Source organism: Sulfitobacter sediminilitoris (assembly GCF_010667575.1).
Classification (GTDB): Bacteria; Pseudomonadota; Alphaproteobacteria; order Rhodobacterales; family Rhodobacteraceae; genus Sulfitobacter; species Sulfitobacter sediminilitoris.
Window position 1 is genome coordinate 67,476 of the sequence record NZ_JAABNT010000010.1, and the last position, 20,812, is coordinate 88,287.

21 protein-coding genes are annotated in these 20,812 nt (G+C 56.8%); 10 read left to right on the forward strand and 11 right to left on the reverse strand.

Annotated features, from left to right (window positions below; all coding sequences use genetic code 11):
- Positions 1 to 7: 7 nt before the first annotated feature.
- Positions 8 to 808, reverse strand: coding sequence for a hypothetical protein (locus GV827_RS15495; protein WP_164354725.1), 801 nt, complete (start codon positions 806 to 808; stop codon positions 8 to 10).
- A gap of 102 nt (positions 809 to 910) precedes the next feature.
- Positions 911 to 2,281 (reverse strand): aspartate aminotransferase family protein, encoded by a 1,371-nt coding sequence (locus tag GV827_RS15500; RefSeq protein ID WP_164354726.1) that lies wholly within the window; start codon positions 2,279 to 2,281, stop codon positions 911 to 913.
- A 357-nt stretch (positions 2,282 to 2,638) separates the two neighbouring features.
- Here GV827_RS15500 and GV827_RS15505 point away from each other — a divergent pair, with 357 nt between their 5' ends.
- The 6 genes from GV827_RS15505 to GV827_RS15530 all read left to right on the forward strand — a co-directional run bounded on the left by GV827_RS15505 (position 2,639) and on the right by GV827_RS15530 (position 8,031).
- Positions 2,639 to 3,136 (forward strand): flavodoxin domain-containing protein, encoded by a 498-nt coding sequence (locus GV827_RS15505; protein WP_164354727.1) that lies wholly within the window; start codon positions 2,639 to 2,641, stop codon positions 3,134 to 3,136.
- Between the two features lie 337 nt (positions 3,137 to 3,473).
- Positions 3,474 to 3,926: a hypothetical protein gene (locus GV827_RS15510; protein ID WP_164354728.1), complete on the forward strand. Its 453-nt coding sequence runs from the start codon at positions 3,474 to 3,476 to the stop codon at positions 3,924 to 3,926.
- A 148-nt stretch (positions 3,927 to 4,074) separates the two neighbouring features.
- Complete coding sequence (locus GV827_RS15515; protein ID WP_164354729.1) at positions 4,075 to 5,055, forward strand: ABC transporter permease; 981 nt, start codon at positions 4,075 to 4,077, stop codon at positions 5,053 to 5,055.
- 1 nt (position 5,056) lies between these two features.
- Positions 5,057 to 6,019 carry an ABC transporter permease gene (locus tag GV827_RS15520; protein ID WP_204325917.1) on the forward strand — a complete coding sequence of 321 codons (963 nt, stop codon included), beginning with the start codon at positions 5,057 to 5,059 and terminating at the stop codon, positions 6,017 to 6,019.
- Between the two features lie 69 nt (positions 6,020 to 6,088).
- On the forward strand, positions 6,089 to 7,069 hold the full coding sequence (locus GV827_RS15525; protein WP_164354730.1) for an ABC transporter ATP-binding protein: 981 nt from the start codon (positions 6,089 to 6,091) through the stop codon (positions 7,067 to 7,069).
- A complete protein-coding gene (locus tag GV827_RS15530; RefSeq protein ID WP_164354731.1) occupies positions 7,069 to 8,031 on the forward strand; it encodes an ABC transporter ATP-binding protein in 963 nt (320 codons plus the stop codon). Before GV827_RS15525 ends, GV827_RS15530 begins: the two co-directional genes overlap by 1 nt.
- An 89-nt stretch (positions 8,032 to 8,120) precedes the next feature.
- On the opposite strand, the gene hemF is transcribed toward GV827_RS15530, so the two are convergent.
- The 4 genes from hemF to GV827_RS15550 all read right to left on the reverse strand — a co-directional run bounded on the left by hemF (position 8,121) and on the right by GV827_RS15550 (position 12,319).
- Positions 8,121 to 9,002 carry an oxygen-dependent coproporphyrinogen oxidase gene (gene hemF, locus GV827_RS15535; protein WP_164354732.1) on the reverse strand — a complete coding sequence of 294 codons (882 nt, stop codon included), beginning with the start codon at positions 9,000 to 9,002 and terminating at the stop codon, positions 8,121 to 8,123.
- A 637-nt stretch (positions 9,003 to 9,639) separates the two neighbouring features.
- A complete protein-coding gene (locus tag GV827_RS15540) occupies positions 9,640 to 10,464 on the reverse strand; it encodes a flagellin N-terminal helical domain-containing protein (protein ID WP_164354733.1) in 825 nt (274 codons plus the stop codon).
- 147 nt (positions 10,465 to 10,611) lie between these two features.
- Positions 10,612 to 11,010: an IS200/IS605 family transposase gene (gene tnpA, locus GV827_RS15545; protein ID WP_164354734.1), complete on the reverse strand. Its 399-nt coding sequence runs from the start codon at positions 11,008 to 11,010 to the stop codon at positions 10,612 to 10,614.
- 376 nt (positions 11,011 to 11,386) lie between these two features.
- Positions 11,387 to 12,319, reverse strand: coding sequence for a Hint domain-containing protein (locus GV827_RS15550; protein WP_164354735.1), 933 nt, complete (start codon positions 12,317 to 12,319; stop codon positions 11,387 to 11,389).
- A 662-nt stretch (positions 12,320 to 12,981) separates the two neighbouring features.
- Here GV827_RS15550 and GV827_RS15555 point away from each other — a divergent pair.
- The 4 genes from GV827_RS15555 to GV827_RS15570 all read left to right on the forward strand — a co-directional run bounded on the left by GV827_RS15555 (position 12,982) and on the right by GV827_RS15570 (position 17,319).
- Entirely contained in the window at positions 12,982 to 13,968 is a 987-nt protein-coding gene (locus GV827_RS15555; protein WP_164354736.1) for a response regulator, read from the forward strand.
- Positions 13,969 to 14,263: 295 nt separating this feature from the next.
- Positions 14,264 to 14,944, forward strand: coding sequence for a sigma-70 family RNA polymerase sigma factor (locus GV827_RS15560; protein WP_164354737.1), 681 nt, complete (start codon positions 14,264 to 14,266; stop codon positions 14,942 to 14,944).
- Between the two features lie 6 nt (positions 14,945 to 14,950).
- Positions 14,951 to 16,633: a hypothetical protein gene (locus GV827_RS15565; RefSeq protein WP_164354738.1), complete on the forward strand. Its 1,683-nt coding sequence runs from the start codon at positions 14,951 to 14,953 to the stop codon at positions 16,631 to 16,633.
- Positions 16,634 to 16,647: 14 nt separating this feature from the next.
- Positions 16,648 to 17,319, forward strand: coding sequence for a flagellar hook assembly protein FlgD (locus GV827_RS15570; RefSeq protein WP_164354739.1), 672 nt, complete (start codon positions 16,648 to 16,650; stop codon positions 17,317 to 17,319).
- Positions 17,320 to 17,323: 4 nt separating this feature from the next.
- Here GV827_RS15570 and GV827_RS15575 read toward each other — a convergent pair whose 3' ends face one another.
- Genes GV827_RS15575 through GV827_RS15595 form a run of 5 tightly spaced genes read right to left on the reverse strand, consistent with a single transcriptional unit; the run spans position 17,324 to position 20,771 of the window.
- The gene (locus GV827_RS15575) at positions 17,324 to 17,788 is read right to left on the reverse strand and encodes a flagellar biosynthesis protein FlgH (RefSeq protein ID WP_164354740.1); all 465 of its coding nucleotides are present in this window, start codon (positions 17,786 to 17,788) and stop codon (positions 17,324 to 17,326) included.
- Positions 17,789 to 17,800: 12 nt separating this feature from the next.
- A complete protein-coding gene (locus GV827_RS15580; RefSeq protein ID WP_164354741.1) occupies positions 17,801 to 18,532 on the reverse strand; it encodes a flagellar basal body L-ring protein FlgH in 732 nt (243 codons plus the stop codon).
- Positions 18,529 to 19,218 carry a flagellar basal body P-ring formation chaperone FlgA gene (flgA, locus tag GV827_RS15585; RefSeq protein ID WP_235930380.1) on the reverse strand — a complete coding sequence of 230 codons (690 nt, stop codon included), beginning with the start codon at positions 19,216 to 19,218 and terminating at the stop codon, positions 18,529 to 18,531. Before flgA ends, GV827_RS15580 begins: the two co-directional genes overlap by 4 nt.
- 12 nt (positions 19,219 to 19,230) lie before the next feature.
- Complete coding sequence (gene flgG / locus GV827_RS15590) at positions 19,231 to 20,016, reverse strand: flagellar basal-body rod protein FlgG (protein WP_164354742.1); 786 nt, start codon at positions 20,014 to 20,016, stop codon at positions 19,231 to 19,233.
- Between the two features lie 20 nt (positions 20,017 to 20,036).
- A complete protein-coding gene (locus tag GV827_RS15595; RefSeq protein ID WP_235930381.1) occupies positions 20,037 to 20,771 on the reverse strand; it encodes a flagellar hook-basal body complex protein in 735 nt (244 codons plus the stop codon).
- Between the last annotated feature and the right edge of the window lie 41 nt (positions 20,772 to 20,812).

The following is a 20,812-nucleotide window of genomic DNA, read 5'->3' on the forward strand; positions in this document are numbered from 1 at the left end:
TTGTCGGCTAGAAGTCCGGCTTGCGCCGCCCTGTCTTGATCCGCAGCACTTCGGTCAGCCGCCGCAGCAGAGCAACCAGAACGTTGCCAAATGTGATCGGCACCACAACGACCAATCCGTGGCCTTTGATGTAACCCGGGTTGCAGGCCTTGAAGAAGACCACATCAGGCCGATCATCCCGTGTGTTCAGTTTGCGCTCCCCTTGCGTTTCGATCGTGATCCACCCCACCTCGCGCACCAGCGGATCGTCCGGCATCACAGCCGGATCGGCAAAGCTCTCTGCCAGTTCGATGGCGATGGCCTCGTCCTGTGCCGTGTGATCCTGCGAGGGGGACGGGAAAAGCACCGGAAAATACTTACAGAACAGGTGGTAGCTTGAGGTGTGCACCAGCGTTCCAAGGTAATAGATTGGTGTCCTCGGGTGCCTCAGCTTCTCAGCGATGGCCCGCTGGATACCAAAGCCATAGGTCGCCCCCCGCCCCCGGTAGTCCGGTAACAGACCCGCCTCGGCCCGCAGAACCAACGCCTCGCGCCCCGCGACGGTCCTGCGATAGCGATGCACCGCGCAATACCCAATGATATCCTCACCGGCCGAAACAAAAAGCTGGATGACCGTGGTCTCCGCAGGCGGTTCGATCACGTGGCTGACAAACTGATCATAGGTCACGCCCGAAAAGATCCGGCAATGCACGGCATAGAGCTTGCGCGCCAAGGTGTCCTGCGCACTTTTGCCAAGCCGGGACGGGACCACGAGGCGATAGCTGGCTACTCCGGGTCCCGGCACGACCGGGCTATCGGCTCCGGTCATGCGCGGGCTCCCTTCCATCAACGCACACCATCGCCGACAGGGCCCAGCAAGGCAATCAGCCTGACACGGCCGAACACAGGCTATGCAAGACGATCCGCAGGATCACCCCAAAACGTCCTTCACCGCATGTGCGAGTTTTCCGGCAACCTCGTCAGCTTCGGCATGCGTCAGGCAGAACGGTGGCGCAAAGCCCAGAATGTCGCCCTGCGGCATGGCGCGGGAAATCACGCTATGCTTCAACAGCGCTTCGTTCACCTTTGGGCCGATCTTGCGTGACGGGTCAAAGAACTGGCGTTTCTCCCTGTCCTCAACAAATTCCACGGCGCACAAAAGCCCCTCACCCCGAACCTCGCCCACATGGGCATGTTCCCCAACCGCCGCTTGCAGCGCAGACTTGAAATACGCGCCCACGTCACGCGCATTGTCGATCAGGCCCAGACTGTCGATCAGCTTGAGGTTCGCAACCCCGGCTGCCGCCCCAATGGGATGTGCCGAGTAGGTCCAGCCATGGCCGATGGGACCGTTTTCATCTGTGCCCTGTTCCAGCACCTTCCAAACCTTGTCTCCGATGATGGAGCCCGAAAGCGGCGCATAGGCCGAGGTCAGGCCCTTGGCAATGGTGATGATATCCGGCCTCATGCCATAGTGATCTGATCCGAACATGCTGCCAAGGCGCCCAAAACCTGTCACCACCTCGTCTGCGATCAGCAGGATGTCATGGCGGTCCAGAACCTCCTGAATCGCGGGCCAGTAGCCATCGGGCGGTGGCACAAGGCCCCCTGTGCCAAGCGCAGGTTCGCCGATAAAGGCCGCAATGGTGTCGGCCCCTTCCCGTTCGATCAGTGCTTCCAGTTCGGCCACACAATGGGCGACGAAATCCGCCTCTGACTGATCAACGTCCGCGCGACGATAGTAATAGGGGGCCTCGGTATGTAGAACCTGCGCCAAGGGCAGGTCAAACTTCTTGTGAAACAACTCAAGCCCGGTCAGCGATCCTGTCATCAGTCCTGAGCCGTGATAGCCGCGCCAGCGTGAGATGATCTTCTTTTTTTCTGGGCGTCCAAGGATGTTGTTGTAGTACCACACCAGCTTGATGTTGGTTTCATTCGCATCTGATCCACTAAGCCCGAAATAGACCTTGGACATATGCGCTGGCGCGCGATCAAGGACCATCTTGGCAAGGGTGATCGACGCCTCTGTCCCGTGGCCGACATAGGCGTGGTAATAGGCCAGCTCGCGCGCCTGATCGGCGATAGCTTCCGCGATCTCCTGCCGACCGTAGCCGACATTGACGCAATAAAGCCCGGCAAAGGCATCTAGCAGTCGGTTACCGTCGCGGTCCTCGATATGGCAGCCGCTGCCGCCGGTGATGATCCGGCTAGGCAGATCGCCCCGGGCAAAATCGGCAAGATGGGTGGAGGGATGGAAAAAATTTTCGCGGTCCCAGGCGTCGAGTTGGTCGTTCTTGAGCATGGCTCACCTCTTGTCACAGGCGGCGCGCCGCCGTTGTCGTTGATAGGGAGCCTTGCTGCGCGCAAACCGAAGCAGAAATATCGGCCTGTCGAACGGGAAAGCTCCGCCCAACCCAGGCAGCAGCGCGCAATGCCTTTATTGCCGGGTCGAAGCAAAGGTAAATCGTTTCGCCTGCCGGCGCTAGGGGCAGATGTGCCTTCCGCTGCAATCAAAGGAAGAGCGTGAGATCAGCGGCTCAATCTTAATGCGCAAGGCGCAAAGGGCATACCTGCACAAATTGTCGTTTTCCTGATCTTAATCAATCCATCTTCGGCCGCCGCTCCTTACCATCCAAAGTATCGCAAGAGGGGGAACGGCATGAACGGTGCGATATTCTATGCGACGAAATATGGTAGTACCGGACAATATGCGCATTGGATCGGTATTGCCACACATCTGCCGGTGTATAACATCGCAAAGGAAACGCCGGATCTGTCGGCCTACGACTTTCTCGTTCTCGGATGCCCCGTGTTGTACAATAGGCTGATGTTTCACACATGGGCCAAGCAACACGCCGCATTGATCAAGACCAGGCCGACCATTCTGTTCACAGTGTCGGGCGCCGGTCCTGGCAACAAACTTGACGATTGGATTGCAAACAGCCTGCCCACAGACATCATACTGCATGTGCGTCATTTCGCGCTGCGGGGCAGGCAGGATCCTGCAAAGCTGACCTTTTTCGACCGAACCATGCTGATCATCGCTGGTCTGCTGAACCGAGACAGGGTCGCCGCCCGAGATGAGATGCATGGATTCGACTACATGGACAAGTCAAGCATAGCGCCAATTGTCGAGATGATTGAGAGCCTGAAATAACCGGTAAATTCCCATAACGACAGCGGAGGTCTGGGGCGGCTGACGCGCTACGGTTTCCTTGTCCAAAATCGCACATCAAGAGGTATCTTATCCGGCGCGTGATATGCAGCACATCAGGTAAGACACACGAGCGTTCATCGAATTTTCGCAGCGGCCCGATAAAATCTATATCAGGCGCTGGGTGATCAACAAGAAATCGCAGCATGGTTACTTAAGACGCCTGACACTGCGTCAAAAGAGGGGTATCAAACCACTTAAATTATTGACACATTTCAATAAATTATTGAAGCTTCTCATATTATAGCTCTGCGAAGTGTGTTTATCCTGGAATCGCTTGATGCCATTTTTTCGAATTGCCGCCGCGTCCCTGGCTTTGGCAGCCACATCTTCCTGCGTTGATATCGCCTGGACGACCGACAAGAAGCATGTCGTGCTGTTTGATGAAGGCGGCTGGATCCAATGGTACGACGATCAGGTCAAAGACCTGACTGCACGCGGCATACGACCTGAACTGCGCGGCAGACATTGCTCTGCCGCGACGATGCTTTTGGGCGTGCCGGGCGTTTGCGTACATCCAAAGGCAGAATTCGGGTTTCATGGCTGCATTCCCGTTCTCCCGGGCGAGACCAAAGAGATGGGCGATAACCAGATGAGAAAGCATTACAACCCTGCCTTAAGAGCATGGTACGACAAGAATGCGCGCCACCTTCAATTCACCACGAAGAAGCTGACCGGCCAGCAATTGCACGACATGTTCGGATACGACCTGTGCGAAACGGTGGGGCGGTGAATTTGCACCATACTATCCAAAGCGATCGAAACTGGCAGATGGTGCAGGTGCATTGGAAACCGCCAGTCGACAGGTTTCCACAAGGTTAGTCCGCAATCAGGCAACCTGCCCCTTGACCCCGCCCCCCTGCCCGTTATCCACTGCTGGGATGCTCGCCTATATCATTCAACGTGTCGCCCAGTCCGCCCTTGTCCTGCTGATCGTGGGGCTGGTGGCGTTTTCCATGTTCCGTTTCGTAGGCGATCCCATCGACAACATGCTGGGGCAGGAACGTACCCAGGCAGACATCGAACGCTTGCGCACGCAGCTGGGCCTCGATCAGCCGTTTCCGGTGCAATACGTGAAATTCCTGACCGGCGCCGTGCAGGGCAACTTTGGCGTCAGCTACCGGCAGGGCCGCCCCGTCTCTGATATCCTGATGGAACGTGCGCCCGCGACACTGGAACTCGCCGCTGTCTCCGGCTTCCTCGCCATCGCGATCGGCATCGGATTGGGGGTCTTTACCGCGATCCGGCGGGACGGATTTGCCGCTAACACCATCATGTCGCTGTCATTGATAGGCGTCTCTCTGCCCACCTTCCTCATCGGTATCTTATTGATTTACCTGTTTTCTGTGGAGTTAGGGTGGCTCCCCAGCTTTGGGCGGGGCGATACCGTCCGAATAGGGGGCTGGACCACCGGTTTCCTGACCGAATCCGGCCTCAAGGCCCTGATCCTGCCGTCCATCACCCTTGGTCTCTACCAGATGACCCTGATCATGCGGCTGGTGCGATCCGAAATGCTTGAGGTCCTGCGTCAGGACTATATCCGCTTTGCCCGCGCGCGCGGATTGCGCGACCGTGCGGTGAATTTCCGCCATGCGCTAAAGAACACGCTGGTGCCCGTCATCACCGTCACTGGCCTGCAACTGGGTAGCATCATCGCCTTCGCGATCATCACCGAAACCGTGTTCCAATGGCCCGGTGTGGGCCTGCTCTTTATCAATGCGATCCAGTTCGTCGATATCCCCGTGATGGCCGCCTACCTGATGCTGATCTCCGTCATGTTCGTGGGCATCAACTTGATCGTGGACCTTCTGTATTTCTCCATCGACCCCCGCCTGCGCGCGGACCGGACAAAGGCGCACTGACATGACCGAAATGCCCCTGCCCCCCGACGCGCCCATTGCCGTCAAAGACCCTTCCCGGCTCAGCCTCGCACTGCAATCGGACTTTATCTACACCTTCAAGCACTCGCCCGTCGCAATCGTTTCCTTCGTCGTGGTCGTGCTGATGGTGCTGGCAGCAATCTTTGCCCCCCTCATCGCGCCCTATAACCCCTTCGATCCTGCGTCGCTGGACCTGATGAACGGGTTTTCCAGACCGATGGAGCCCAACGCCTTTACCGGAGACACCTTCTGGCTCGGCACCGACGATCAGGGGCGCGACGTGTTCTCGACCATCCTTTACGGCATGCGCATTTCGCTGTTTGTGGGTGCGGCGGCGGTGCTTTTCGCAATGGTCCTCGGCATCACGCTGGGTCTTTTGGCAGGCTACCTTGGCGGCTGGACCGAAACCATCATCATGCGCGTGGCTGATGTACAGCTCACCTTCCCCGCGATCCTTGTCGCCATGCTGATCTTCGGCGTGGCCAAGGGCATCACGCCGGTCGAATACCGCGACCAGATGGCGATCTGGGTGCTGATCATCGCGATTGGCCTATCTGACTGGGTACAGTTCGCCCGCGTGGTGCGGGGTGCCACGCTGGTGGAGAAGAACAAGGAATACGTACAGGCCGCCCGGCTAATCGGGCGGACAAGCCCGTCAATCATGCTCAAACACATTCTGCCCAACGTGCTGTCCCCGGTGCTGGTGATCGCGACGATCTCACTGGCGCTGGCGATCATCGCTGAGGCCACGTTGAGCTTCCTCGGTGTCGGCGCCCCTCCCACACAACCCTCACTCGGGACGCTCATCCGCATTGGCCAAGGGTTCCTGTTCTCCGGCGAGTGGTGGATCTTGCTATTCCCTGCGGTGACGCTATTGGCGCTGGCGCTATCGGTGAACCTGCTGGGCGACTGGCTGCGTGATGCGCTGAATCCGAGGCTCCGCTAGTGCTTCAGCCTATCCAACACACTACCCGGCGCCAGCGCGCCGTGCCCTGCTAAGAATACAAAGTAGCCAATGACCCAATCCGTCCTCTCCATCCGCGACCTTACCGTCGAAATCCCAACGCGCCATGGCATCCTGCGCCCTGTCGACGGTGTCTCCTATGATATTGCACCGGGTGAGATCCTCGGCGTCGTCGGTGAATCCGGCGCGGGCAAATCCATGGCGGGCAACGCCGTGATCGGCCTGCTCAGCCCCCCTGCCCGCATCGCCAAGGGCGAAATCCACGTGAACGGCAAACGCATCGACCACCTCAAGGGCGATGCCATGCGCCGCCTGCGCGGCAAGGAAATCGGCATGGTCTTTCAGGACCCGCTGACCTCTCTCAATCCGCTCCTGCGCATCGGCGACCAATTGACCGAGACCATCCTTGCCCACCTCGACGTCAGCCGGTCAGAGGCCGAGAAAAGGGCCGTTGCGGCACTTGATGAAGTCGGCATCCCCGGTGCCGCCGAACGCATCACTTCCTACCCGCACGAATTCTCAGGCGGGATGCGCCAGCGCGTGGTGATCGCGCTCGCCCTGTGTGCCGAACCCAGCCTGATCATCGCGGATGAACCGACCACGGCCCTCGACGTCTCGGTCCAAGCCCAGATCATCGCGCTCCTGAAGAGCCTCTGCAAGGAACGCGGCACTGCCGTCATGCTGATCACCCACGATATGGGCGTGATTGCCGAAGCCGCGGACCGCGTCGCGGTCATGTATGCGGGCAAACTGGCCGAATTGGGCAGTGTTAGAGACGTTCTGACCACGCCGCGTCATCCTTACACGGACGGCCTGATGGGCTCGACCCCCCTCGCTTCTCGCGGCAAGAAACGGTTGCACCAGATCCCCGGTGCCATGCCACGCCTCGACAATCTGCCCGACGGCTGTGCCTTCCATCCACGCTGTCCCTTCGCGCAGGACACCTGCCGCGCCGACCCCGCACCGAAACTCAGCGACGGGAACGGCGCCGCCTGCTGGTTCCCGCTCTCTCATGCGGAGGCAGTCGCCTGATGGCCCTTGTTTCTGTCGCCAACCTCACCCGTATCTTTGACGTCTCCAAGCCCTGGCTGAATCGCTTGATCGAGCGGCGCAAAAAGGCATATCTGACCGCTGTCAGCGATGTGTCTTTCGAGATCGAGGAAAAGACCGTTTATTCGCTGGTCGGCGAATCGGGATCCGGCAAATCAACCATCGGCAAGATGCTTGTGGGCCTCCAGCGGCCCACTTCTGGTTCGGTGAAGATCCGCGACGTGGATCTTGCCCGCGAAACCGATGCTGCCAAGATTGACGCGGTCCGCGCCGATATCCAGATGATCTTTCAGGATCCCTTCGCCTCTTTGAACCCCCGCTGGCGTGTGCGCGACATCATCGTCGAACCCGTCGCCGCACGCGGTGGCGAAACCAAAGGCTTGGCTGAAAAACTGCTCGAACAGGTGGGCCTGTCTGCCCGTGACGCCGGCAAGTTCCCCCACGAATTCTCCGGCGGCCAGCGCCAGCGCATCTGTATCGCTCGCGCCTTGGCGTCAGAGCCACGGTTGATCGTCTGTGACGAGCCAACCAGCGCCTTGGACGTGTCGGTTCAGGCCCAGGTGCTGAACCTGATGAGCGATCTAAAGGACGACCTGGGGCTGACCTATCTCTTCATCAGCCATGACCTGACGGTGGTGCAGCATATCTCCGACCGTGTTGGCGTGCTCTACCTCGGGCGGCTGGTCGAAGAAGCAGCACCTGATGAGCTGTTTGACGACCCCAAGCACCCCTACACCCAGATGTTGCTCGAAGCGGCGCCCAAGCTGGGCGAGTTTGGCCGCGATGTGCCGCCGCCCAAGGGCGAAATCCCGGACCCGATCAATCCGCCGACGGGTTGCGCCTATCATCCCCGTTGTCCGCTGGCGGCCGACATCTGCAAGGCAGAGCGGCCACAGATGCGGGAACTGCGGGAGGCAAAGGTTGCCTGCCATATGGCGAAGTAGGCTCTAACAAGGCCGAAATGCCGATTAGCAAGGCCCGTTACGCCTTGTTCTGAGAACTCAGGATCACATGAAAATGGCAGGCTGGTACCTTAGTACCACTTCGCCACAGGCGGCAGGCTCATCAGCACGGCCTCCGGGTCATGGCCGGTTTCCAACCCGAACTTCGTGCCCCGATCATAGACAAGGTTGTACTCCGCATAGAGCCCGCGATGACGTAGTTGCGTTTCCTTGTCCTCATCTGTCCAGTCCTGCACGCGGCGCTTGTCGACCAAGGGAACGAACGCAGGCAGGAACGCGGCGCCGACATCGCGGGTCAGCGCAAAATCCGCCTCCCAATCGTCTGTGTTGCGGTCGTCATAAAAGATCCCCCCTACCCCGCGCGCGCGTTTGCGGTGCGGAATGTAGAAATACTCGTCCGCCCAGGCCTTGAGTTCATCATAGAGCGTCTCTCCATGCGGATCGCAGGCGCGCTTCATCTCAGCATGAAAATGTGCGGTATCCTCGTCATATTCGATGCAGGGGTTCAGATCGGCCCCGCCCCCGAACCACCAGGCATGCGGCGTCCAGAACATGCGCGTGTTCATATGCACGGCAGGGACATGCGGATTCTGCATGTGTGCTACCAAAGAGATTCCCGATGCCCAGAAGCGCGGATCGTCCGCCATGCCCGGGATGCCCTTGCGCGCGGCCATCGCCATTTGCGCGCGTTCTCCCAGCGTGCCGTAGACGGTAGAAATGTTCACGCCGACTTTTTCGAACACGCGGCCACCGCGCATCACGCTCATCTCGCCGCCACCGGCGTCTGATCCATCCTCGGCCGTGCGGGAGGTCTTGCGCACCTCCACCCGGCCTGCGGGCGCATCTGTTTCATGCCGGTCTTCCAGCGCGTGAAAGGCTGCAACGATATCGTCACGCAACTGACGGAACCACGCGGCGGCCTGCGCTTTTTCGGTCTCAAAAGTCTCTGTCATTGAAGTGTGTTCTCGATTCTGTTCCAGCGGCAACCTAGCGTTTGCTCATGTCAGATAAAAGTGACAACGGGTGCTTTGTTCTTAATGCAACTCAGCACATCGAACTGGCGTTTAACGGGACCACAGGAAACCAGACAGGACAAAAATGCATTAGTCACTGCATTTGCGCTGAATGGGGTCTTTTGATCAGCATGAGGAGGTAAAAATCTCCAATGAGGCAGCGTATCGACCCCTTTCCCGCGGTTTTCCGACGAGCAATCCGAAATTGCCAAGAGACAGGAGGCGCAATCCTAGCAGCATTTGCACCTTAAAACAAAAGGCTCGCGTGGCGGCAACCACAGGGGCCATCATGTCAAAAGTCGGTTTTGAAACTGTCCGTCTTGTCACTTCTGACAATACTCCGCAGTGCCGGGCGTTAGACAAACCGGATGCGAAAAAGTGGCGGACTTCTAGTCCGGCCAGTTACAGCACATATGCTCCGGTCCTTGGTGCAGTTTTACTCCGACGTTGACAGACCGGCCAAGGGCGTCATCTTCGTATCGCAAGCGGGTTTAACGCGGAGATTTGTGCCCCACCCGGCTCACCTGTTGCGTCAGGCTCTGTGTCCGGGAGGAGTCATTTTTAGGGAAAGTTCTGATTAACGGAACAGGCTCAAGATATTCTGTGGTGCCTGGTTCGCAATCGAAAGGGACTGTGTCGCCAGCTGCTGCTGGACCTGATAGGCCTGCAAACGCGCTGCTTCTTGTTCCATGTCCGCATCCACCATCGAGCTGACACCGGAATCGATGGTGTCTGTCAGGCTTTCTACGAACTGCATCTGACCGTCGAGCGAGTTTTCGGTAACGCCTAGCGAGGTTGCCGCAGAGATGGCGTTCTGAAGTTCGACTTCGGCGGTGACCAAATCGGCCGCAACGTTTCCGGATGTTGTCAGGTCAATAGCCGACAACGCGTCCTGGATCGCCTGCAGATTAACAGAGTTGAATGACATTGTCGTTGTTCCAAACGTGCCGCCTGCACGGGAAATGCCCGTTACAACGGTCACAGCGGCGGCTGCACCGCTGACAAGGTCGTCACCGTTAAAAGTTGCCTGATCAATCGCGGCCTGCATGTTTTCAGCCAAAGCATCGAGTTCTGACTGAACAGCGGCTTTGTCGACACCATCGCTTTGCGCAAAGGCGATACGCTCGACCATCTGTTGTGCCAGATCACTGACCGTCTCGGCACCAAGGCGGGCTGTCGCGACAGAGTTCTTCGTCGCGGTCATGCCTTCATTGATGGCCTTGAACATGCCGCTGTCGCCCTTCATCGTCTCAGAGATGGCAAAGTAGGCAGCATTGTCTTTACCGGAGCTGATTTGCAGGCCAGAGGACACACGGTTTTGGGTTTCGTTCAGGCCACGGTTAACGTCTTTAAGCGTTGCAAGGGCCACCATTGCGGAATTATTGGTGAGAATGGACGACATACTGCTCTCCTTATTTCTCAAGTATTTTCAGTCTTCTGACCGAAGGGCTTCTTTGAGCCACGATCTGGGTACCGTCGAAATGGGAAAAAATTTGGGCAAATAGTAGACATCTTTAAGTGAATGACACACCGGCTGAGGCCGGTGGCATCATTTGGCGGAATGTAATTCCAGGTACTGCATGATGATGTCGTCGGTCACATTGCCCGAGGTGGTCGAGAAGTACCCACGCGCCCAGAACCGCCTGCCCCAGTAGCGCTTGCGCAATTCGGGGTACTCCATCTGGATGCGACGCGACGACCGTCCCTTGATCCGCTGCATGACATCCGAAAGCGACAGCTTTGGCAGGATCGACAGGAACATATGGACGTGATCCCGGGCCAGCACGCCATGCACGATGTGAACGCCCAATTCGTCACAGGTCTGCCGGATGATCTGCCTGAGCCGTTCACGCATCGGACCCTGTAGCACAGCGTACCGGTATTTCGTGACCCAAACGACGTGGAACCTATGGTAAAATCGCGTGTGCGCGGATGACGAGTAGCGCATGATCTCTCCTCCTGAATGTTGAAACCATACCACCTCCGCGGGTTTCAACATTCAGGAGGAGAGATCATCAACAAAGACGCTGAAGCGGACCGGCTGGAAGCCGGTAGTTTATCTCCAATAGATTGAAAATCAATGCTTTTTGGCTCCAAAAGAACATTGATTGGTCGCCCATTGGGAAGGCTACCAGCGCCACAAAACACAAGCTTGTGGCCGTCGGGACAGTGCGATAGCGGCTTTGTGCACCGATGTTGCTTGTGCCAAGAGAGGCCCAGGGCCTGATGCCTTGTCTCTTAGCCCACTGAATGCCAAAGGCCCCCGCAGTTGTGCGAGGGCCTTACTGGATGGGTATTGCGGTTGAGAAGCCGGGGGGCCCTGATTATGCCGCCAGTCTTTTCGCAGATTTGTTCTGATCTGCGGTGCCATGCTGAGTGCCAAAGCAGGCTTGCGCCACATACTCTGGGATTTCCGGATAGGCCTTTTGGCTGCTGCCAGAGATGTATCCAAGTTTGAGCAGGTTCAGCTTTGCCTTGCTGGGCAGTGCTGAAAGGGTCTGTGTATCAGGGAAAAGACTCTCGCACTCCAAACCATTGGCAAACATCACCTCATGGTTTTCCAGAAGGATATGATGATATGTCACTGACGTCAGTTCGTGCCGTTGTTTGATGGTCGTGCCATTCACTAGGTACTTTGCCGGAACAAATGCTTCGTCTGCGCCGAAATGGAGTTCGATCTTCCACCCTGTCACAAGGATCAGGTGGTCCGGTGACACAAGCAGGTCATCGTGCGGGTAGCCAAAGCCAAGAGCGCCCTTGGAAATATGGATTGGCGCAAGATGTTTGCTGTCCGGACCGAACTTTATATGGCTCTGGCTTTTCCAGATGATCCGCTGATCCGCAGCATCCAGTGTCCTGACCAGATCACCCACCTCAAGCGTTTCGACCGGGCGTTCGCCAGCAGGTGTTGCGATCAACGATCCCTCTGAAAGACAGGCAACTTCGGCGAAATCGCAAGTTCCTTTGACCGTGCTGTCTGCCAGTTGGGCCGCACCGTCATAGAGCGAATATGTCCGTGTCGTTGCAATTGTCGGAAACTCGTCCGCACCAACGATAACGTTATGACAGTTGGACGATTGAAAGATCGTGTATTCGCCGGTGGTCTCGTGGTCCTTGTAAAGGTCGTTGACCGGTGCAAGGCCACTGGCAATCACTGTGCCATCGTGGGCAATAACCTCCCATGACGGATCCGTTAAGTCTGTATCGCCGGTGGCATGCTGCGCACGAAGCCGGAACTGGTCCGAAGACGTTCCCATCGATCGCACACCTCTGATTTTAATAGAAAGTTCGCCGCTTAAGTTGTCTTCGATCTGCTCGAAGGAGGCAAACGTCGCGATTTGAAGTCCTGAAAACTGGAGCTCTACCATGATTATTATGATTTCTACTTACACCTGATCGCTCATTCTGCCTGAAACGAACGGTGTATTGACCTGTGAGCACCTCTTCTGAGGCTCAAGGGCGGTGTTTGACATCCTGTTTTCGGACACCAAACAAGAAGAAAACTTCTTTCGGTTACTCTATCGGATACATTCTTGATCCAATAGTCCAGTACAGTTCTTGTACTCTCTAAACCGACTTCAACCAAGCTATCTTGGCAGAATTGTGTCGGAGGTGTGGATAAACAGCGACAAGGCGTTCAAAGGTCAAACCCGCATACACTATAATGTCCATGACTTGGCTGACGTGCCCGGCGCTGGGATTTCCGGCAAAGGCAAGTCTGCCCCCTGCCGTGCCGACAGCCATTCGGTGATCTGTGCCAGCATTGCTAACACGCAAAACTTTTGCACTGGCGGGAAACAGTTACAAAATTTCTAAATGATTGTAGCCAATAGTCAAAATTTCGCCATACTTCACGGTCAGGTTGTTTTCAGAAACGTGTTTGGATCGGTGGATTCCATCGAAAACTCTGGAGCGAAAGATGAAAATCCTGGCAGTCGACGACGACGCAATCATTCTTAAGTTGCTCGATCAGATCATTCTGGCGCTGGGTGGTCACGAGTTGACCATGGCGGAATCCGGTGCCGAGGCGTTGGATGTGATTGCTCAGAACGAAGGCGCTCCCTTCGATTGTTTTATGTTTGATATCCAAATGCCCAACATGGATGGCATCGAACTGGTCAAGCGGGTGCGGTCGATTGATGACTATTTCGACACGCCTGTGCTGATGCTGACGGCGATGTCGGACAAGCGGTACATTGACCGTGCCTTTGCGTTCGGCGCGACCGATTACGTGACGAAACCATTCGAGGTCTCGGAACTGGAGACTCGTCTGAACCTGTTGCAAACGCTTGCCCAGAAACGCCAGCCTCATGCCAAGAAGATCTTTGCGGCGCAGGCCTTGGGCGACGGCGGTTTGCCCGCTGAACAGCCACAGTTTGAGCTTTATGAACCGATCTCAATCTACGATGTTGAGAATGTCATCGACCACACCGCATTCGAGAATTACCTTGCACAGCTTTCAAGAAGTTCGCTCTTCGGTTCGACACTCTTTGCTTTTGCGATCCGTGGCGCAGACAGGTTTTTCGAGACCCTCAGCCCCTTCGAATTTTGCAGCCTGATTTCAGATGCGGCCGAAGTCATTTCTGATACGATGCATGGCCACCAGTTCTTGATGTCCTACGCCGGTAACGGAATATTTGTGTGTGTCACCGAAAGCGGCTGGCGCCCCGAGATGGACAGACTGACCGATCATGTGAACCTCGCCTTTGTTCGGACCGAGCTTTACAACAACAGCGGTGACCGGCTTGATGTGCGTGTTGTTACGGGAGACGCGGTTCGGCTGGTCTGGAAATCGGGCAACTCACTTTATTCAGCACTGGCCGAAGCACACAACAGCGCCGAAGAAGCAGCAATCCGCAAAGAGCGTGAGCGCGGCAGTATCTGGATGACCCAGAACAGCGCCTGACCACCCGACCCTCAGAACCTTTTTAAACGTGCACATTTCGGATGGCACGATGTTTTGGTTTTGGCATCCTCTCAAATGACCGGGTGGCTGAGCGGCCTTGATACCTCAAGATCTGCCTAAGCGGTTTCTTTGGCCTTTTCATGACTTGACCCCCTGCTCCATAAATCTTGTTGAGAAAGAGCAGTCTAAAGGCCTGTATATACTTAGATTAACCCAGCTTTAATCAGATTAATCTTTGCCTTCCCATGAATTTATGCTTGGGTCAAAAAAAATAATAAATCTATTGGGCAGGACCATGACTTATTCTTACGCGGCCGCAAGGAGCGCGCCCCTTCTGGAATGGGAGGACGAACGCCTGTTGATCGAGAATTGGCAGTTGCGACAGGATGCCAATGCCCTTGAGGCTTTGGTGCTTTCGCATGCGCGGATCGTCCACTACTGGGCCAGGAAACTGAGCCGGGACAAGGTCGAACAAGAAGAGCTTGTGTCTGAAGGTATCATCGGGTTGATCCGCGCTGCTGACTTGTTTGATGTCACCCGCGAGGTTCGGTTTTCGACATATGCGCGTTGGTGGGTCAAGAACAGTGTCCTGACAGCGCTTGACCGTCTTCGATCTGTTGTTGAGACCCCGGCGAATGCGCGCAAGTCCGCACCCCAGCAAATCAACCGATCAATTGATGACGAGGACAACTTTGAAGGGCTGGTGTCGGATGATCCGACGCCCGAAGAACACATGATTGCGAAATCTTCTCGTGATGCGATGCGCCGTCGGATCACGGACGCAATGACCGGGTTGAACGATATTGACCGCGAGGTGCTGACCTGCCGCAGTCTCAAACAACCCCCCGACACGATCAGTGATCTGGCGAACCGGTTGGGTATGAATACCAGTAAATTGCGGCAGCTTGAGCGTCGTGCGATGGCGCGGCTTAAATACGAACTGATCGCCCGTGGCGTCATGACAAGCAGGGTTTGAGAACGAATGAACCTGCTTTTTCCAATGACCCCGAATTCGACGACCGCGCAGGCTGCGGCACCACAGGGCGGCGGCAAGGCTCCGGATGGATTTGCCTTGCTGATGCGTGCCATTGTGAAAGGCCCGGCAGCTATGATGTCTGTCGTGTCTGAAGGTCAGACGCCAATCAACAACAACAGCGGGGCGCAATTGCTGGCGTCGCTTTCAGGTTCTGGTGAAGAGAGATCGACACTGGCAGCCGTGCAACCAACCGAAGCCACGGATGAACTTCTTGCTTCTGGTGATGCTTTGGGTGTGGTTGATCCCGGCACTGTTACCGGAGTTCCGGCAGCGGTCCTGCCCGCGCCTGCGCCGACGGATGGCAAAGGAGTTGTCGCTGCGGGTTCAGTATTGAGTGCCGTGGTAAAAACAGTGGCTGAACAGCTTGTTCCGTCAGCGCCAGCGGATAAAGGGCCGCCACAGTTTCAGAACGGCGGCCCGGCTGTTCAACCTGCGACTGCGCTTGCCAGCAATGGCGGGCAGTCGGTCGTCACTTTTGGCCCCTCGCCCACGGTACAGGTATCGCAACCTTCGGCCGCCATTTCAGTTCAGCCTGACGGGTTGCAAAATGTTGAGCCAACAGCAGGCATTTTGACGTCGGGACGAAGAGAGGCCAGCGCGCAGAACACGGGCGGTACATCACCAATGATGCCAAGTGCTGAAACGGCAGATCAGAATGTAGCTAAACTGGTCACTACTGAAGTGAAGCAAACGCCTGTACCGGCGGACAAGCCTGCCCAGACGGCTTCCGTCAAGACAGAAATGCCGCCAGTTCCTTCGGCATCAACCGGACCTTCACCCGCTCAGCAAGGTGTTCCAGATAGTCCGGTGAAAACCGCACAGACAGCGGCCACTATAGTTGTACCTGATGTGGCGGTGGATGTGGCTGGCGCTGATCCGCGCCGGACAAATCTGAAATCACGCTTGGCACAGATTAAAACCGAAACCGCTGCGCTCTCCCCTGCTGCCTCGTCAAAAAGTGCGGTCGTACCTTTGGCCACTCAGGCAGAGCAAGAGACACTGCCATTGGCTGATCAGACAAGACCAGAGACGGTGAAGGTGTCAGAGGGTGTCAGACCCACTTTTCTAACAGATCAGCCGGGCACCAAAGCAGCCGCACCTGTCGGCGCACCGGTTCATGAACATCTGCAGGATGTCCCTGCCGCACGCCCTGTTGACACGTCGCCGCCGCACCGCGCGGAAAACTCTGCTGTGGCCTCTGCATCAAGGGCAGAAGACGCAGGTCCGAAAGCAGCCCCCAAACCATTTGCGGACGCCCTTATTTCACAAATCAAATCGGTTGACGTCAGCCAGAACAGGACCGTCGTAAACTTGCACCCGCGCGGTCTGGGTACGATCGAAGTTGAAGTGATTGGCGAAAAAGATCTGGCGTCCAAGGTCGTTGTTCGGGTTGAAAACCCTGCGGTTCTGCAGGCGCTGCGCGATGAACGCCAACTGCTGGCCCACACCATTGGCGTGGCAGACAGCAGCGTTCTTGAGTTCCGAGACAACGAAACCGGGACACAATCTGATGGCGGACAGGATCAGGGCGCAAAATCTGGCGGTGTCTTTGACGGCTCCGGCACGGAAGAGGCGCACCGCGAGCGCCGCGATATCGTTGATCACGGTCAGCTAGATATTCTCACCTAGGAAGGCACCAGATCATGTTGACCACCCCGGCCCTGCTGAACAATGTGAATACCGCCAATCAGGCAAGCAGCAACGACTCCCTGTCGCAGCTGGGGGATGACTACAACAAGTTCCTCACCTTGCTGACCGCCCAGATATCAAACCAGGATCCGCTTGCACCTGTCGACAGCACTCAGTTCGTCGCGCAACTGGCCCAGTTGTCACAGGTTGAACAGGCGGTTCAGACAAATCAACGGATTGAAATGCTGACCAATCAGGTTGCCGGGTTGATGAACCTGAGCGGCACTGATCTGATCGGACGAGACGTCAAGACAAGTTCGAATGTTGTCTGGCTGGAAGACGGAGGCATCAACTCCACCTATGCGGTTGCGGATGGCGCGGTGAAGGTTGAGGCCAAGATTACAGATCCTCTGGGGCGCGTCGTGCGCACGATACAGGGTCTGTCATCTGAACCGTTTGAGGAGTTCCCGCTGGTGTGGGATGGAAAAGACGATGCAGGCCAGCCTCAACTTGAAGGCAAGTACACCGTGCAACTGTTCGCGACGGATGAAAAAGGTGAGCCGATTGGCGCAGAGGTGTCGCGCACAGCCGAGGTGAAAGAGGTCATTTTCCAGAATGGCGAGATTTTATTTACCCTGACAGGGGATGAAATTGTATCGTCCGTAACCGTGCTTTCGGCCAGCTGAGATTTCAATCGCGCAGACTGAGATTTGATTTATACGTGTTGATCCGCGCTGTCCTGATCACCGGAAAGTCCACGTACAGCTTGCGCACGATCTGAGCGGCGAGTTTTTTCCTGCGTTCTTCTGCGTCCATCGGAGCTGCAAGGCTCAGGTCGGTTTCGGCCAGTTCAGCAATCGCAGTGACAGTGGCGTCGCGCAGCCTGGCGCGGCCAACCGAACCATTGATGGCCTCAAAGGCTGCTGACCCCATCACGTAGACATCGATGTCAAAGACAAGGTGCAAAGTGCTTCTGGGCTGCAAAAGCTGCATGGTGAATTTGCCTAACGGCATTTTGAAAAGATGCTCTGGCTTGGTTTCCGCAACTGTCCCTTCGGGAACGGGGGCATCGGTCGGGCGCATGAAACGCTCGCCAAAATATCCCAGTGCGCCGGCACCGGCGACGAAAACACCGATGATCAGGAGTTTGATCATCAGAACCTCGTTTCAGTAGGGTAAGAGAATTTCAAGAATGTCCTGACCGGGCCGCGCGGTCTGCACGACGGAAATCTGCCCGCGACCCCCGTACGAGATACGCGCTTCGGCGACCTTGTCGTAATCGATGGTGTTGTCCACATCGATGTCAGATTCGCGGATGATGCCAGCGATGCGCAACTCACGCAGTTCTGCGTTCACTTTCACCTCCTGACGGCCCGCAATGACGAAATTACCGTTCGGCAATTCCTGAATGATCAGCGCAGCGACGCGCAGTCGGATGCTTTCGTTGCGCCGAATGCTGCCCGCGCCTGCGGCTTCAGAACTGCTTTCCAGCCCAATTGCGGTACCGCTGTCGGTTGAAAAATCCAGATTGAAAAAGTCCGGGTCGGCCACTGTCTGCTTGGCATCGCGGCTGCGTTCGGTAGCGTTTTGCAGCTGTGCGCGGTCGTTAATGTCGATCAGGACTGTGACAAGATCGCCGACGTTCTGCGCGCGCCGGTCCCGGAAAAAGCTAGTGGTCTCAGATGACCAAAGGCTTGAGGCTTCCGCGCGTTTGGGCGCAGGTTTCGGTTCAACCATTGGCATCGGCACACTGATGCGGTTGACCTCGTTCATGGCGGCAGGGTCAAGGACCAGATCACTGACTTGCGGATTGCGTACATCGGCCAGTTCGGAACAGCCCGCGATTGCAAAAAACGCGAGCCCAAGGGCTGCAGCGGTGCGTTGAGCGCGCGCTATCATTGCTCTACCTCGACAATACCTTCTGCGGTTGCGACGGCGGAAATCGCCTTGTTGCTGGACAGGTTCACAACCCGCAACGTTTGTCCCGCGTGCGCATCTGCCATCGCCCGGCCCGTCGCAGAAAGCGACAGCCCACCGTGGGTCAGCAGGATTTTGACCTTGTCACCGCGTTCGATGATCCGCGGCGGGATCACGGATTGTCTGGGTACGGGCCTGCCGGCAACCAACATGCGGCGGACCTGCTGCCCGACCAGATCATCCACATCCTGAATGGCAAAGACACCAAGCCGCTGAATGGGAAGTTCGATCATCATAATGTCGCTGTCCTGTACGATTTCATCGGGCAGCAACCGGCGTGCGGGAACCGGGACTTTGACCGTCATCACGGCAAGGCCCCAGACACGGTGTGTTTCACCATATTCAGAGATGATGTTGGCGATGAATTGGCCGGTCTTTGGATCAATCCAGAATTCCTGAATGAATGTGCCTTCGCGCAAAACGCCATCGGCCAGTCGCACGTCAATGCGCCCGTTCGTGGGGATGATCTGCTCCAGTTCTTCAAGCGCACGTTCTTCAATCAGGTCCGTCACCTTTTCGACGCTGGCCATCGCGGGTGGCGCGGCAAGGATCGAAGCGGTCAGAAGCGCGCTCAGGAAACCGGTCAACAAAGCGTGGCGCATATTCATCTCAATGCCTCACTACTTGATCTGGTTGGTGGTGGTCATGATCTGGTCTGCGGTCTCGATCGCCTTGGAATTCATCTCATACGCCCGCTGGGCCGAAATCAGATCCGTGATCTGTTGAATGATGTTCACGTTCGAATTCTCAAGGTACCCTTGGCGGGTGATGCCCACGCCGGGAGAACCCGGCGTCGCTTCGACCGGTTCACCGGACGCGCCTGTGGCTTCCATCAGGTTGTCCCCGACGGGTTTCAAACCAGCTTCGTTCAGGAATGTCGCAAAGGTCAGCTGGCCCAGCTCCACCGGGTTGGGATCGTTTTCGATATAGGCCATGACGACGCCAAACTGATTGACCTCAACTTGCCGGGTCAGCTCTGGCACGACGATGGCGGGCTCGATCTCGTAGCCGTTCAGGGTAACCATCTGACCTTCGGCGCTTAGTTGGAAATTGCCGTCGCGGGTATAGGCCTGAGACCCATCCGGGCGGTTCACTACAAAATATCCACGCCCGTCGATGGCCAGGTTCATCTGGTTCTCTGTCTGGATCAGACCGCCTTGGGTGTTGTGCCGGATGACACCCGCCGCCTGAACGCCCAAACCAATGTCGGTGCCCACTGGCCGTGCCGTACCCTCTTCGGAGGTCAGCGTGCCCGCGTTGTGCACGCTTTGATAAATCAGGTCCTGAAAGGCCGCACGGCCGCTCTTGAATCCTGTCGTGTTCGCGTTGGCGATGTTGTTCGCGATCACGTCGACGTTTGTCTGTTGCGCCAACATACCTGTTGCTGCAATGCCAAGTGCCTTCATCTCATGCTCCTACCGCCAGATCAGCCGCTACGACCCAGCCGCTGAATCACGGTTTTTGTCAGGTCGTCGTCCTGGTTCATCAATTTGATTGAATTTTCATATGCGCGCTGAATGTCGATCAGGCGGGTCATTTCCAGAACTGCTTCGACATTGCTGTTTTCGACAAAGCCCTGTTTGACCTTGGGATCGGTTGCCTGTTGTGGGGCGGCGGCATTGTCTGGGAGATGATACATGCCGCCGCCCAGGGACAGCATTGCTGCCCCGTGCTCGATTGTTACTACGCCGATGGTGCCCAGCACGGCGCCGGTCCGGTCGGTTATGGTGCCGCCGGTGGTTATGGTTATGTCCTGCCCGACATCGTCAGGCAGGGTGATTGGTCCGCCACCCGCATCCAGCAGTGGCTGACCGCTTGCTGTCTTAAGCTGGCCGTCAACATCCAGGATCAGACGGCCATGACGGCTGTAGCCTGCTCCGCCGCCATCAAGTTGAAAGGACATCCAGCCGTCCCCGCCCAAAGCGATGTCAAACGGATTGCCTGTTGGGACCAGCGTTCCTGCATTCAGATCAAGATATGTGCCGCGATCCTGAACATAGCTGATGTCACGGGTGGTCGAGCTGTCCTCAATCGATTCAAGGAGCGGGTTGATTGACTTGAAACCCGCCGTAGAGGCGTTGGCAAGGTTGTGCGCGGTCATGTTCAAGCTGCGCTCAAGCGCCGTCGCTTGTGACAGGGACACATAGCTGATGTTGCTCATTAAGGCCTCCATCGGCGGAGCAGGTGCCGGAGGTGTTTGGG